This is a genomic window from Nitrosomonas ureae, assembly GCF_900108305.1.
GTDB classification, from domain to species: Bacteria; Pseudomonadota; Gammaproteobacteria; order Burkholderiales; family Nitrosomonadaceae; genus Nitrosomonas; species Nitrosomonas ureae_B.
In genome coordinates, this window is record NZ_FNUX01000004.1 from 118,554 (window position 1) to 132,112 (window position 13,559).

The 13,559-nt window shown below is 49.3% G+C and carries 12 protein-coding genes; 5 read left to right on the top strand and 7 right to left on the bottom strand.

The window, feature by feature from the left end:
* The first annotated feature begins 436 nt into the window (after nt 1-436).
* On the top strand, nt 437-976 hold the full coding sequence (locus C4S39_RS04050) for a glycine zipper family protein (RefSeq protein WP_103965769.1): 540 nt from the start codon (nt 437-439) through the stop codon (nt 974-976).
* A gap of 181 nt (nt 977-1,157) precedes the next feature.
* Here C4S39_RS04050 and C4S39_RS04055 read toward each other — a convergent pair whose 3' ends face one another.
* Together C4S39_RS04055 and C4S39_RS04060 are read right to left on the bottom strand one after the other, a co-directional pair.
* Nucleotides 1,158-1,715 (bottom strand): hypothetical protein, encoded by a 558-nt coding sequence (locus C4S39_RS04055; RefSeq protein ID WP_103965770.1) that lies wholly within the window; start codon nt 1,713-1,715, stop codon nt 1,158-1,160.
* Between the two features lie 291 nt (nt 1,716-2,006).
* A complete protein-coding gene (locus tag C4S39_RS04060) occupies nt 2,007-2,204 on the bottom strand; it encodes a hypothetical protein (RefSeq protein WP_181023748.1) in 198 nt (65 codons plus the stop codon).
* Between the two features lie 62 nt (nt 2,205-2,266).
* Between C4S39_RS04060 and C4S39_RS04065 the strand changes: the two genes are divergently transcribed.
* Complete coding sequence (locus tag C4S39_RS04065; protein WP_103965771.1) at nt 2,267-5,002, top strand: cation-transporting P-type ATPase; 2,736 nt, start codon at nt 2,267-2,269, stop codon at nt 5,000-5,002.
* A gap of 16 nt (nt 5,003-5,018) precedes the next feature.
* Complete coding sequence (locus C4S39_RS04070; RefSeq protein WP_103965772.1) at nt 5,019-5,906, top strand: universal stress protein; 888 nt, start codon at nt 5,019-5,021, stop codon at nt 5,904-5,906.
* A 508-nt stretch (nt 5,907-6,414) separates the two neighbouring features.
* On the opposite strand, the gene C4S39_RS04080 is transcribed toward C4S39_RS04070, so the two are convergent.
* Nucleotides 6,415-7,785 (bottom strand): DEAD/DEAH box helicase, encoded by a 1,371-nt coding sequence (locus C4S39_RS04080; RefSeq protein WP_103965774.1) that lies wholly within the window; start codon nt 7,783-7,785, stop codon nt 6,415-6,417.
* A 268-nt stretch (nt 7,786-8,053) separates the two neighbouring features.
* A complete protein-coding gene (gene tyrS, locus C4S39_RS04085; protein ID WP_103965775.1) occupies nt 8,054-9,256 on the bottom strand; it encodes a tyrosine--tRNA ligase in 1,203 nt (400 codons plus the stop codon).
* 143 nt (nt 9,257-9,399) lie between these two features.
* On the opposite strand from tyrS, the gene C4S39_RS04090 reads away from it, so the two are divergent.
* Together C4S39_RS04090 and C4S39_RS04095 are read left to right on the top strand one after the other, a co-directional pair.
* Nucleotides 9,400-10,737, top strand: a complete 1,338-nt coding sequence (locus C4S39_RS04090; protein WP_103965776.1) for a peptidoglycan DD-metalloendopeptidase family protein — start codon at nt 9,400-9,402, stop codon at nt 10,735-10,737.
* Nucleotides 10,738-10,861: 124 nt separating this feature from the next.
* Nucleotides 10,862-11,944: an anhydro-N-acetylmuramic acid kinase gene (locus C4S39_RS04095; protein WP_103965777.1), complete on the top strand. Its 1,083-nt coding sequence runs from the start codon at nt 10,862-10,864 to the stop codon at nt 11,942-11,944.
* A 27-nt stretch (nt 11,945-11,971) separates the two neighbouring features.
* Here C4S39_RS04095 and erpA read toward each other — a convergent pair whose 3' ends face one another.
* The 3 genes from erpA to C4S39_RS04110 form a co-directional block, all read right to left on the bottom strand.
* A complete protein-coding gene (gene erpA / locus C4S39_RS04100; protein ID WP_374953011.1) occupies nt 11,972-12,316 on the bottom strand; it encodes an iron-sulfur cluster insertion protein ErpA in 345 nt (114 codons plus the stop codon).
* 113 nt (nt 12,317-12,429) lie between these two features.
* Nucleotides 12,430-12,837 (bottom strand): bactofilin family protein, encoded by a 408-nt coding sequence (locus C4S39_RS04105; RefSeq protein ID WP_103965778.1) that lies wholly within the window; start codon nt 12,835-12,837, stop codon nt 12,430-12,432.
* A 12-nt stretch (nt 12,838-12,849) separates the two neighbouring features.
* Nucleotides 12,850-13,443, bottom strand: a complete 594-nt coding sequence (locus C4S39_RS04110; protein ID WP_258039273.1) for a DUF6776 family protein — start codon at nt 13,441-13,443, stop codon at nt 12,850-12,852.
* Between the last annotated feature and the right edge of the window lie 116 nt (nt 13,444-13,559).

Consider the following 13,559-nt stretch of genomic DNA (forward strand, 5'->3'; position numbering starts at 1 on the left):
TCAGAGTCTGGCGAAAGAGCAAGTGTGCCTAATAATAAGGCATTCTTCTAGGGCATTGATTGCATATCAGAATACTAATATGTGAAACATGTGAAGCTAATCAATGCTGACAGGAAATAGCTTTTCTGTTTTTGCTTTTTTGCACCTGCTAACTGATCGATGAAGTGATTGCGCGGTCCTCAGACGTGCATTTGATACAGCTGGGTCTGGTTCAATTAGTAAATCTCATTAAGTATTGAGCATTCAGCATCCATTCAGCTCGTATTCAATACAATCGTGCAAAACGAACCTGCAAGGTAGCCGTATGAAAAGTTTTTATTGAAATTATTTGATCATTGTTTTACCTGCATGATTGTCAGAAACTGGAAGATTGCTATTCATGAAGCTGGATAGAGGTAGCTCCTCAATCGAGAATGGAATAATGTAGGGAGGTTATATGTTAATACTGAGAAATTTGATTGTCATTATGATCGCCGGGTTTCTGGTTGCTTGTGTCCATTTACCAACTGGTCCGAGTGTAATGGCATTGCCAGGATCCGGTAAGAACTTTGATCAGTTCCGGTCTGATGAATATGTATGCAAGCAGTATGCGTACGAGCAAGTTGAGGGTTACACACCGCGAACCGCATCCCGGATGAGCGGTATCCAGAATGCCGCTCTGGGGAGTGGGCTTGGTGCCGCAGGAGGCGCTATTTTGGGAGGTGGACATGGCGCGGCGATCGGGGCCGGAATCGGTCTTTTATTTGGTAGTGTCCTTGGAACAAGTAATGCAACAGCCACAGGTTATGCTGCTCAACAGAGATATGACAACAGCTATGTGCAGTGCATGTATGCCAAGGGACACAGCGTTCCTGTCAATGGCAGAGTTATTCATGGTTCATCGGGCACAAATAGTGTCAGCAGGGTAGCTGTGCCGGTACCGGGAAATTTTGTTCCACCGCCACGCGGTAATCCGCCGCCTCCACCTCCACGCTGATACTTTTTCATTTAGTCATCGACGTGGGGCCACTAAGACTAAGGAACGAGCAAAATGCCACTGCCGCATTGAAACAAAAGCTGATTCTGGAATTAAGTTATGGAAAGATATTCAGTCACGTTTTCAGTGAATGAATATCTTTGGTAACGATATGCAATATAAGCGTTGATAACAGCTGTTACTATTGCCGTTGCTTAATTTGACGTCGCTTCAGCAGTTTATCTGTAAATAATGCGATCAACAGGAATGCGATGATATAGGGTATAGCAGTAAAGAAAGCCTCCTGATAATTGGTCATTTGTATTCGTAGTGGATATTCATACTGCAAGGGGGGGACGCCTTCTCCTGTTACAAATAGGGTGTATTGCCCCTCATCCAGGTTAAATGCGCCCTTGATGATCCCGTCAGAATGATTGGTAGAATATAAAGTTGTTATTGTATCGCTTAACGCTTGGCCGGTACCTCTCACAATTTTGATAGCAATCGGCATATCACGCAGCGCCTGATCGACAAGATCCAGTACCCACAAGGTTTCGCCTTCATTTGGAATTTCAGTGCAGTATTCCGCTTCCGGGTCGCGGTGAGGTTGATATGTACTGAGATGCACCATGCTGCCGGAAATATTGCGCATGCAAATATCGGATTCCAAGGATACTTTACCGTGAGCGGCGGCTAGGCCGGAATAGAAAGCTGCGGCGAGTATGATGACTGAAATCCATATTTTTATGATTGGGCTCATTCTCTAAACTCCTATACTTTTTGATCAACGATCTGTTTGAGTATTTGATGCAATTTTAATTCCATGATCTGTTGATTACAGATTACGCATAATAGGAAAAATTAAGGAACGATGTGCTTGCGGCTATATAACGGCAGACGCGTCATCGCATACGATGCACATCGCAACAAATTTTCAGGAGATTACCGAATTTATAGAGATTTTCTATAATTGACAGAGAAAACAAAAAAGACTGGTTTATTTGTCATCAGTACAATTTATGCAGCAGTACTATGCCAATTTGCTTACTGCTTAAACCTCGCCATCGACATGGTGCCAACGGCGATTGGTGTTTACCCCTATAACCAGTATAGTGGGCGAATCGTACACCGGCTCGAGTTCAGCACCGAAACGGCGGCAATGGTTGGCGTAAGGGTTGAATGCGTGGCTAATCAGATTAAACAGTGGAATGCCGTGGACTGCTTCGAGATCGACAGGTATAATTTTCATGATTTTTTCTTATTCTGCAATGCGCAAGCTCCAGTTCCTCATACCAACAATATGGCCGACTTATGACCAAGCGTTTGATCACTGACGGCCAGGAAACTCCGCTGGTTACTCACTGGCATGCGCGGTCTAAGGAACAGGTCGAGCGCGCGCTGCAAACTGGAGTAGATGGTCTAACAGATGTGGAAGCGCGGCGCCGCTTAGCATTTTACGGTACGAACCGGTTGGCCCCGCTGAAGCGGCGCGGCCCGCTGCAGCGTCTGTTGATGCAGTTCCACAATATCCTGCTGTACGTGATGATGGGAGCTGCTGTTATCACGGCCGTACTTGGGCATTGGATCGATACCGGTGTGCTGATGGCGGCAGTAGTCATCAACGCCATCATCGGCTTTATTCAAGAAGGCAAGGCCGAGTCGGCACTCGGTGCCATTCGCGCCATGCTGTCGCCGCATGCCACGGTGATCCGGGATGGACAACGGCAGGAGATCGACGCTGCCGAGCTGGTGCCTGGCGACCGGGTGGTACTCACCTCAGGAGATCGAGTGCCGGCCGATTTGCGTCTGATCGATATTCGGGAGTTGCGCATCGAAGAGGCCGCCCTGACCGGCGAATCGCTGCCGGTAGAGAAGTCCGAAGAAGCCGTGGCCGTCGATGCCTCGTTGGGGGATCGATACGGTATGGCCTACTCGGGAACGCTGGTGGTCTATGGGCAGGCCAGTGGCGTCGTGGTCGCGACCGGTACGGCCACCGAATTGGGTAAGATCAATCAGATGCTGTCCGGCATCCACGTGCTGACCACCCCCCTGCTGCGCCAAGTGGACCGTTTCGGCAGGATGCTGGCTCTGGCTATCCTGGGCATGTCGGCCGCCACCTTCGTGCTCGGCATTTGGTGGCGCGGATATGCTCCATCGGAAATGTTCATGATGGTGGTGGCGCTGGCCGCCTCGGCGATTCCGGAGGGGCTGCCGGCGATCATGACCGTTACCCTGGCGTTTGGTGTGCAGCGCATGGCCCGTCGCAATGCCATCATCCGTCGCCTGCCAGCCGTAGAAGCCTTGGGCTCAGTAACAGTGATCTGCTCAGACAAGACTGGTACGCTGACGCGCAATGAAATGACCGTCCAGCGCGTGGTGTGCACCGGCCGCGTATTTGACGTGGGCGGAGTCGGTTATGCTCCGGTGGGAGATCTGAGTATCGGTGGCCATATCATCGATCCTAACCGCTATCCCGCGCTGGTCATGACAATCCGCGCCGGTGTCTTGTGCAATGATGCTCGCCTGTGTGAAGAAGACGGCGTGTGGCGAATTGAAGGGGATCCCACGGAAGGAGCCTTGCTCGTGCTTGGAGGCAAGAGCGGCTTTACTCAGCACGTGGGACATAAGACATGGCCACGGCTGGATGCCATTCCTTTCGAGTCGCAGCATCGCTTCATGGCCACCTACCACCGCGACAGCGACAATGAGCCGTGGATATTTGTCAAAGGTGCACCGGAGCGCATCCTCGAGATGTGCGGCACGCAATTGGATCATGACGGCGAACGAGTGCTGGAGGTCGATTACTGGCGGCGCATGGCGACCGATACGGCAGCCCAAGGGTTGCGGTTGCTGGCTCTTGCGTGCAAGCGGGCATCTCCGCTGAAGGGCCGCTTGAGCTTCACCGATACAGAATCCGGTTACATGCTGCTGGCTCTGGTGGGCATCATCGATCCGCCGCGGGAAGAGGCCATCCTTGCCGTGCGCGAATGCCACCGCGCCGGCATCCGGGTCAAGATGATTACCGGCGATCACGCGGAAACGGCGCGCGCCATCGGTGCGCAACTCGGCATCGGCGTCGGCAAGCTCGCTGTCACCGGTGCCGAAGTGGCAGTGATGGATGACGCCGCCTTGCGTCGCGTGGCAATGGAGGTCGACGTATTCGCGCGCGCTAGCCCGGAGCACAAGCTGCGTCTGGTAAAGGCGCTCCAGGAAGATGGTCAGGTGGTGGCCATGACTGGCGACGGAATGAACGATGCCCCGGCGCTAAAGCGTGCCGATGTCGGCGTGGCGATGGGGATGAAAGGTACCGAGGCAGCCAAGGAAGCCGCCGACATGGTGCTGACTGATGACAACTTTGCTACCATTGCGGCGGCGGTGCGTGAAGGCCGGGCGATCTACGATAATCTGAAGAAATTTATCCTCTTCATGTTACCCACCAATGGCGGCGAGGGGTTGGGGGTGGTTGTCGCTATCCTGTTCGAGCTGGCCCTGCCGTTTACGCCGACGCAGGTGCTGTGGATCAACATGGTCACCTCCAGCACGCTCGGTTTGGCCTTGGCTTTCGAGCCAGCTGAGCGCGGCATCATGAACCGCTCGCCGCGTCCGCCTCGCGAGGCACTGCTGTCTGGCTTCTTCGTCTGGCGGGTGCTGATGGTTTCGGTTCTAATGATGATCGGCGCATTGGGTCTGTTCCTGTGGGAATTGAACAACGGAGCGAGTATTGAGACGGCGCGTACGATGGCCGTTAACGCAGTGGTGGTGGCCGAAATGTTCTACTTGATCAACAGTCGCTTCATTTTCGCGTCAGTTATCAGTTTCGACGGTCTGACTGGCAACCGCTATGTGTTGCTGGCCATCGCCGCCTGCATTCTGCTTCAAATCGCCTATACCCATGCGCCGGCCATGCAGGCCGTTTTCAGTTCGACCGACCTGACGCTGCTGGAGTGGGGGAAGGTCTTGGCAGCCGGTCTATTGGTATTCAGCGTGGCCGAGTTCGAGAAGTTCGTGGTCCGCCGCAGCCCTCTGGCTGTGCGCTTGAACAAATGACTTTCAAGGAAATCTCATGACTGCCATTGCTTTGTCCGATACTGCGCCTCAGCGTCTCCTGTTGGCCACCGACCTGACGGTACGATGCGACCGAGCTTTGGATCGAGCGGTTCAGTTGGCTGAAGGATGGAAGGGCGAACTGATTGCGCTCCATGTCCTCGATCCCTCCGCATCGCTTGAGCAGGCGCTGGCCTGGGCCAGCAGGGCCGACGATGAGAAATTTCTGCAAATGGCGCAGCGCCAGCTTGCCCGCGACCTCAAGGCTATCAAGGTTCCGGTAAAGCTATGCCTCAGCCGCAGCGGGGACACCACGGCAGCTATTCGAAGAACGGCTACCGACACGCAATCAGGCTTGGTTATCACCGGCGTGTCCCGCGATGAGACACTGGGGCGGTTCCTGCCCGGATCGACTGTTGAAAACCTGGCACGCTCACTGTCCGAACCCCTGTTGGTGGTGCGCAACCGAGTGCATGAACCATACCGGCGAATCGTCGTGGCCGCTGATTTTTCGGAATCCTCTCGATATGCCCTGCTTGCTGCCGCACGGTTCTTTCCTGGGCGCGAGCTGATTGTGTACCATGCACACGCATCTCCGATGGCAAAACTGACCGATGCATCCGTTCATTCCGGCCTGTGCGTGAGTATCGTGGAAAGCGAATGCGCCGCCTTCTTGGCGGCTACAATCCTCCCCGAGGAAACGAAGCTCAGAACGGTCGTGAAATACGGGGCCATTGAGGATACGCTGACCCAGTACGTGCGCGAGCACGAGATTGATCTTGTAGTCATGGGCAGCCACGGCCGTAGCGGGATCATGAGCTTGTTGCTTGGCAGCACCGCCGCCAGGCTGCTCGACTGGCTGTCTTGCGATATGCTGCTTGTGCCCGACCCGCGTGCCAGAGAATGATGGCGGCTCAGGCCGGGAAAATATCAAGTGTGAGTGCGGTACCGAGTGAGCTGTGCGGCGAAACGTTGCAACACATGCCCGTTATCCCTTGATCGGTTTTTCCTCGCCGAAGGAGATCGTGCCGATGCCTGACAGCAAAGGATATGGATTTTGTTCTGTGAATTTGTGGTGTGCACATTTTGCCTGTAGGATTCGTGATTCAGCAGCTGCTTCCGATAGTGCGTGACTAAAACATAAATGGAGGTTCTTGTAAAAAGATATCAAATATTTATGGTTATATCTTTTGTTTTAGGTTCAATGTCTGTTGCAGTTCAAGCGCAAAATTGTCGCTCTGGTGGTTTGGGCGGTTTTAATTGCAACCAGATTGCCTAATGAGGCAAATCGTTCCAGAGAACTGCTTCGGCAGTCCTCTGAACTCAAGCGTTATATGTCTCTCTGGCAGTTTGAATGTAATATCAATGAGCCGCATTGCTCTGGTTTATTCAAAGCAATGCGGTTTTTCAGGTAATTACTTGGCGCGCGCAGCTTGGTAGCTGGCCTTGTTACCGTTATTACTCCGAAAAGAATTTCCGCGATTGTCGGGGCCGATGGTGCGAGCGCCCTGTCCATTGCGATTCCTGCCGGATTCACCTGTTGCGCCGAAGCCTGGACGACTGTCAAAACCGGAAAAAGGCGCGCGTTTGCGTTTTTGCGTAACGTTAGGCGTGCCTCTGGGGCCATTATTGTGGAAACGTGGTTTGATACGGGGCTCAAGACCGGGGATGATATGCGATGCAATGCGCTGACCGGTATAACGTTCGATTTTTGTCAGGTGCATGCTGTCTTTCACCGATGCGAATGAAACTGCCACGCCTGTTGCACCTGCGCGGCCGGTGCGACCAATACGATGGACATAATCTTCGGCGAATTTGGGTAAGTCAAAATTGATGACATGGGTGATATCAGCGACATCAATGCCACGGGCGGCGACATCGGTTGCGACCAATACGCGCAGGCCGCCATTGCGCAGACGGGTCAGGGTACGGTTACGCTCGCGCTGATTCATGTCGCCATGAAGTGCGGCGGCGGCGTAGCCCTGAGCGTACAGGTTGTCTGCCAGTGAATCGGCGTCACGCTTGGTGGCGGTGAAGACGATGGCTTGCTTCAATTTTTCGTCGCGCAGTACATGATTCAGCAGGCGGTTTTTGTGCGACATATCGTCGGCATAATGCAATCGTTGTTCGATATTATCGAGTTTGGATTTAGGCGATGAAACTTGGATACGTTTTGGTGTTTTTAATAATTTTGCGGCAACTTTGTCGATTGCGTTGTCCAGTGTGGCGGAGAACAGTAATGTTTGCCGGGTAGCCGGCGTGGCGGCCGCTATGGTTTCGACATCCTCAATGAAACCCATATCCAGCATACGATCAGCTTCGTCCAGTACAAGCATTTGCAAGCGTTTGAAGTCGATGCGTCCGCGTTGAATATGATCGATCAATCGTCCTGGCGTGGCTACCAGAATATCAACAGATTGTGACAACAATTTGTTCTGCAATGGATAGGGCATGCCTCCCAGGATGCTCACCACGTTGATGTGCGGCAAATACTTGCCGTATTTTTTTGCGGCTTCGGATACTTGCAGTGCCAATTCACGGGTCGGGGTCAGTACCAGAACGCGTGGGCCGCGGCCGCGAATTTGCGCCGGTGTTGCCAGCGTATGTAATGCCGGTAACATGAATGCAGCGGTTTTTCCGGTACCCGTTTGCGCGGAAGCCATTACATCGTGGCCGGCGATTAATTCGGGTACGGCTTGCTGCTGAATCGGTGTTGGGGTGGTATATCCAGCTTCTTGAATTGCTTTAAGTATTGAGGGATGTAAATTTAATGCTTCAAAAGACACGTTATTTTCCTAAAAAATACAGACAATGAGACACACAGGCATCATAATTGCATGCCGCAAATGTGAATTGTGCGAAACCTTGTCAGCGCGTTAAAAAGCATCGCCGCTAACCATAGTTGTTGCACTTTTTCGGAAAAAACTTGAAAAATTGGGAAGGTCAGGAACGATGAAACCATGCAAAGTTGATCAAAAAATGACCCTGTTCAACTTTGAGCAGCGAAGTATACCGGATTCTGCCGGCTCCTGCAATTGTTTGCGGTAATGTTTTTTATTGAATAATAGCTTTGGCAAATTTTCGTTTGCCGACTTGTATTACAACAGATGCGCTACGTGCTATTTGGATCGATTTGTCGGTTACTTTCTCATTGTTCAATTTGACGGCGCCTTGTTCGATCATGCGCAGTGCCTCGCTGGTGCTGGCGGTCAATCCCGTCTGTTTTAACACTTGCACCAGCGGTATTTCGTTGCCCGGAATTTGGATTATTTTTTCCGGAATACCTTCAGGCAACACACCGTGTTTAAACCGTGCTTCAAAGTCAGCCAGCGCGGCCTCAGCGCTAACCTGATTATGGAAACGGGTAACTATTTCCTGTGCCAGCATCACTTTGATATCGCGTGGATTGCGGCCTGTCGCAACTTCTTCGCGCCATTTTTGAATGGTTTGTAGGGATTCAAAGGACAATAGTTCCAGGTAACGCCACATTAGTTGATCCGAAACTGACATTAACTTGCCGAAAATTTCGGTCGGGCTTTCGGTGATACCGACATAATTGTTCAAGGATTTGGACATTTTATTAATGCCGTCCAATCCTTCAAGCAGCGGCATTGTAAGAATGCATTGTTGTGATTGCCCGAAATGCTTTTGTAGTTCCCGTCCCATCAATAAATTGAATTTTTGATCGGTTCCGCCTAATTCCAGGTCTGCCTTGAGCGCGACAGAATCGTAACCCTGGATCAAAGGATACAGAAATTCATGAATGGCAATCGCTTGATTGTTGCGATAGCGTTTGTCGAAATCATCTCGTTCCAGCATGCGTGCAACGGTATGAGTCGCAGCCAGCTTGATCAAATCCGCGGCGTCCATTTTGCTCATCCAGGTGGAATTAAACACCACTTCGGTCTGATCCGGATTTAAAATCTTAAAGACCTGCGTGGTGTAGGATTGCGCGTTTTCTGCAACTTGCTCCCGGGTGAGTGGCGGGCGGGTACTGTTTTTCCCGCTGGGATCTCCGATCATGCCGGTGAAATCCCCGATGAGAAACAGAATGTGGTGTCCCATATCTTGCAGTTGGCGCAACTTGTTCAATAATACCGTATGGCCTAAATGCAGATCCGGTGCTGTTGGGTCGAATCCGGCTTTAACACGCAAGGGATGCCCGGAAACAAGCTTGGTTTCAAGCTCGGCTTCGACCAATAACTCTTGACTGCCGCGTTTTATGATTTCAAGTTGGGATTTTATTGATGTATTCACGATGGAGTAAGCTTGTAATTTTTATTTGATATGAAATTCTGGAATGCTTATTTAGGTCATTTTTAGTCGTTTTTTGGTACATATTGACTATTTCCATGTTAAACTCGCGCCTGTCTTGTTACATGACTGGAGGTACTTCATAGATGCTATATACGCCTATTAGCAGTAAACAAAGGATTCTAGCTCAAAAATCATCTAAATTAACAAAAAAATCAATTCGCTGGCTGGTGGCTCTCTCCAGTATTCCATTATTTGGCATTGTCACAGCGTTTGGTATCGCGCCTAACTCTCCGTCATTTGGAGAAATTCCTGTAGAAGAAATCGTTCTTGATCTTGATTTATCCATTCCGGATGCGCTTGCCGAGGTGCAGTCCAATCAATCCTTCTGGCGTCAGGAAAGCATTCGGCGTGGTGATACGATTGCGGCAATCTTGAATCGACTGGATGTCAGCAGCGAAGATTCTACCTATTTCCTTCAGGCAGCTCGCGATAGCCGTGCGATGCGGCAGTTGAGACCTGGTAAAACCGTTTATGCACAAACGACTGCTGAAGGTGAATTGTTGTCATTGCGTTATTTCTTCGGGAATGAAGAGTTGTTTTTGATGGAAAAAACAGACGATGCCTTCAAGATGACGGAGCAGTCGATTGAATTGGATGCGCAGATTCACATGAGATCCGGTGTGATTAACAGTTCGTTGTTTGGTGCGACCGATAGTGCGGGCATACCGAACAATATCGCCATGCAGCTGACGGAAATATTTGCATCAGAAATCGATTTTTACCGGGATTTGCGTCAGGGAGATCGTTTTACCATAGTTTATGAAACTTTCTCGAGCGATGGTAGACGTGCTAAAACGGGTCGAGTGCTGGCCGTTGAGTTTGTCAACAAAGGAAAATCTCATCAAGCGATCTATTTCAAATCATACAATGGGGCAGAGGGGTATTACACTCCTGAAGGTGAAAGCTTACGCAAGGCATTCTGGCTTTCGCCGCTTTCTTTTACGCGCGTAAGCTCCGGTTTTACGAACAGACGTTTTCATCCCATACTTAAACAGTGGCGGGCACATCGTGGTATTGATTATGCTGCTCCCACCGGTACTCCTGTAAAAGCTACGGCAAGTGGGATTGTTGCTTTCTCCGGTTCGCAAAGAGGTTATGGCAATCTGATTGTGCTTAAACATAATAGTAAATACGAAACCGCCTATGGTCACCTTTCCCGGTTCGCAGCCGGATTAGGTAAGGGTAAGCGCGTAAACCAGGGGGACGTGATCGGTTATGTGGGTTCGACGGGTATGGCGACAGGGCCGCATTTACATTATGAATTACGTGTTGATGGCGTGCAGCGTGATCCAGCTAAGGTTGTTTTGCCAACTGCGCCATCGATAGCGAAGCGCGATTTAAATACATTTAAAGATGAGGCACATGCTTTGCTGAGTCGCTTAAGCATCATGCGCAGTATTCATCTCGCTGCAATAGAGTAATCTTGTCAAGTTTATTAATTGACGGTTTGTTTCAGTAAACGAATCGTCAATTCCTCAATGGAAATTGACCTCTAACTTTTTCCGCTCTGTACCCGAATAGTTGAAACCCGTTTATTACATAGGCATGATGTCGGGCACCAGTTTGGATGGTGTGGATGTCGTACTGGCGGATTTGCGGGTGACTACTGCTCCATTATTACTGGGGACCTGTTATTACCCATATAACGATGATCTGCGCGAAACATTGCTGCTGTTGCATCAGTCCGGTTACGATGAGCTTCATCGTGCGGCAATGCTCAGTAACCAATTGTCTCGTTTATATGCGAAAGCAACTACAGATTTGCTAGAAAGAACGGGTGTTTTAGCAGCACAAATTGTTGCCATCGGGTGTCATGGACAAACAATCAGACATTGCCCGGAACCGGAGAAGCGTTATACGATTCAGCTTGTCAATGCGGCTTTGTTAGCTGAATTAACCGGGATCACAGTAGTTGCTGACTTAAGAAGTCGTGATATCGCGGCGGGTGGTCAGGGTGCTCCACTGGTACCTGCGTTTCACGAAGCTGTTTTCAAAAGCTCAAGCCGTCATCGCGTAATCGTTAATATTGGCGGCATAGCCAATATTACGAATCTTGATCCTCATCATGCAACTACGGGGTTTGATTGCGGGCCAGGTAATGTATTAATGGATGCGTGGTGTTTGCAACATACTGGAAGAAATTATGACCAAAACGGGCAATGGGCAGTAACGGGTCGGATTATTCCTGCTTTATTAGATGCTTTACTATCAGATCCTTTCTTTGCCCAAGCGCCTCCCAAAAGCACGGGCCGGGATTTGTTTAATCTCCGTTGGCTGGAAAAAAAGCTGCAATTCAGTGAAGAATCACCGGAGGATGTTCAGGCAACGTTGCTGCAATTAACCGTCATATCAATTGCCAAATCCATCGATACTCACTGTTTGGGTGCGGAAGAAGTTTATATATGTGGCGGCGGAGGGCATAATTCTTTATTGATAAATCAGCTTGCTGAGGTAATGTCCGGGAAAAAAGTGGCGCTGACTGATCGGCTCGGCATAACGATCGATTGGGTAGAGGCTTTTGCATTTGCGTGGTTGGCCCAGCAGGCGATTTTGCGTAAGACGGGCAATCTGACAGCAGTTACCGGTGCAAAAGGAAGTAGAGTTCTGGGAGCGATTTATCCCGCATGAAATATCGAATGTGGATGCGCGTTCGCGTTATACCGAAAATGATGATCCACAGCCGCAAGTGCTGGTGGCTCCGGGGTTTTTGATGATGAACTGAGCGCCTTGTATATTTTCTTGATAATCGATCTCGGCGCCAATCAAATACTGAAAGCTCATAGGATCAACCAGTAGCTTAACGCCATTCTTTTCCATTACGGTATCATCTTCATTGATTGATTCATCAAAAGTGAAACCATATTGAAATCCTGAGCAACCGCCACCGCTGACAAAAACTCTAAGATTAAGATGATCGTTGCCTTCTTCCTTGATCAGTTGTTTGACTTTGGAGGCTGCATTTTCAGTAAAAGTGAGCGGGATATTCAGTTCAGTGTTCATATTAATCTCTGCGGTAACTGTCAAATCATGGATTGCGAATACTATACAACATATACATCAGGGTATATCTTTCTCAGTAACAGTGTGAGTGTGCGACTGATCGGCCGCTGGGGCTATGTTATCATTTTCTCTGATTGTTGCGTGCCTTCTATACCCAGCGTGTGCTGGTGAATCATTTTCCCCGCAACGGAAGCACCAAGCCGGATCTCTAAAGAACCATAATGAACATCGCCGTATACTTTGGCTTTTTCCTGTAGTTCCAGATATCCTTGCGCGTCTATGGGGCCGGTCACTGTGCCATTAATGACGACATTAGTCGCTTTTATTTCCCCTTTGATACTGCCTTCATTGCTGAGCACCAGTGTACTGTGTTCGTCATCGGTTGCAAAGATGTTTCCTATAATATGTCCATCGACTCGAAGGCCACCCGTAAAATGAATATCGCCCGATATCGTTGTGTTTGCGCCGATTAGGGTATCGATATGATGATGTAGTTGGTTTTTCTTTTTTCTACCGAACATTTCTTTTCTCCTTCACAATGCCGGTTGTACAGTTTCCGATAGCATGGCTTTCTTGTCACCATTTCTAAAAACTTCTACCTGAATATTTTCTACGATGGAGTTCGGTGGTATTTTAAAAAATTCTTCCAGTCTATGGAAGAACTTAAAGATAACAGGAAAATCTTGTTGCTGATTTTTTTTTGTGAGGGGTAGCACCTTGCTCTGATCATTCTGCGTCAGTTTAACAGTGAACCTTAAATTTCCCTTAAAGTCATTCGGTCTTTCTCCACCTTGAATCAATGTCAATGCATAGCGGTATTCACCAGGTGTTTGCGTTTCTTTCAAGCTAAATTGATAAATTGAAATGCCTCTCTTCGTATTGATGGAGGTAAGATGCTGGAAAAATTCGAGTTTTTCTTTTAATTGACCATTCTCACTAGCTAGAGACTTCATTTCCTCCGTAAGGTTCTGGTTGGCTGTATTGCTGATTTGTAATTGCTGAGTTAAATCACCAATCTGAGCGCATAATTTTTGTTTCTTGGTTTGTCTGCATGCTCCAGGATCAAATAAGTAGGCTAGTTTTTCTTCAAGAACATCTTCTTGTGTGCTAATGGATTGCTTTCCCATTTCGTACATAAACCAAGAAAGCAACAGTAGTAATGTGCAGCTAACGATCATACCGATCAGATATGACTGCCAAGTCCGGCGAGGGCGAACAACGACCCGTGGAGATAGAATTTTAG

Excerpts from the sequence above, each read along its gene's own strand:
- C4S39_RS04105 (WP_103965778.1), bottom strand. The coding sequence starts at position 12,837 with ATGTTCGGTAGAAAAAAGAAAAACCAACTACATCATCATATCGATACC.
- C4S39_RS04090 (WP_103965776.1), top strand. The coding sequence starts at position 9,400 with ATGCTATATACGCCTATTAGCAGTAAACAAAGGATTCTAGCTCAAAAA.
- C4S39_RS04050 (WP_103965769.1), top strand. The coding sequence starts at position 437 with ATGTTAATACTGAGAAATTTGATTGTCATTATGATCGCCGGGTTTCTG.
- C4S39_RS04110 (WP_258039273.1), bottom strand. The coding sequence starts at position 13,443 with ATGGGAAAGCAATCCATTAGCACACAAGAAGATGTTCTTGAAGAAAAA.
- C4S39_RS04095 (WP_103965777.1), top strand. The coding sequence starts at position 10,862 with ATGATGTCGGGCACCAGTTTGGATGGTGTGGATGTCGTACTGGCGGAT.
- C4S39_RS04055 (WP_103965770.1), bottom strand. The coding sequence starts at position 1,715 with ATGAGCCCAATCATAAAAATATGGATTTCAGTCATCATACTCGCCGCA.
- C4S39_RS04060 (WP_181023748.1), bottom strand. The coding sequence starts at position 2,204 with ATGAAAATTATACCTGTCGATCTCGAAGCAGTCCACGGCATTCCACTG.
- C4S39_RS04065 (WP_103965771.1), top strand. The coding sequence starts at position 2,267 with ATGACCAAGCGTTTGATCACTGACGGCCAGGAAACTCCGCTGGTTACT.
- C4S39_RS04070 (WP_103965772.1), top strand. The coding sequence starts at position 5,019 with ATGACTGCCATTGCTTTGTCCGATACTGCGCCTCAGCGTCTCCTGTTG.
- erpA (WP_374953011.1), bottom strand. The coding sequence starts at position 12,316 with ATGAACACTGAACTGAATATCCCGCTCACTTTTACTGAAAATGCAGCC.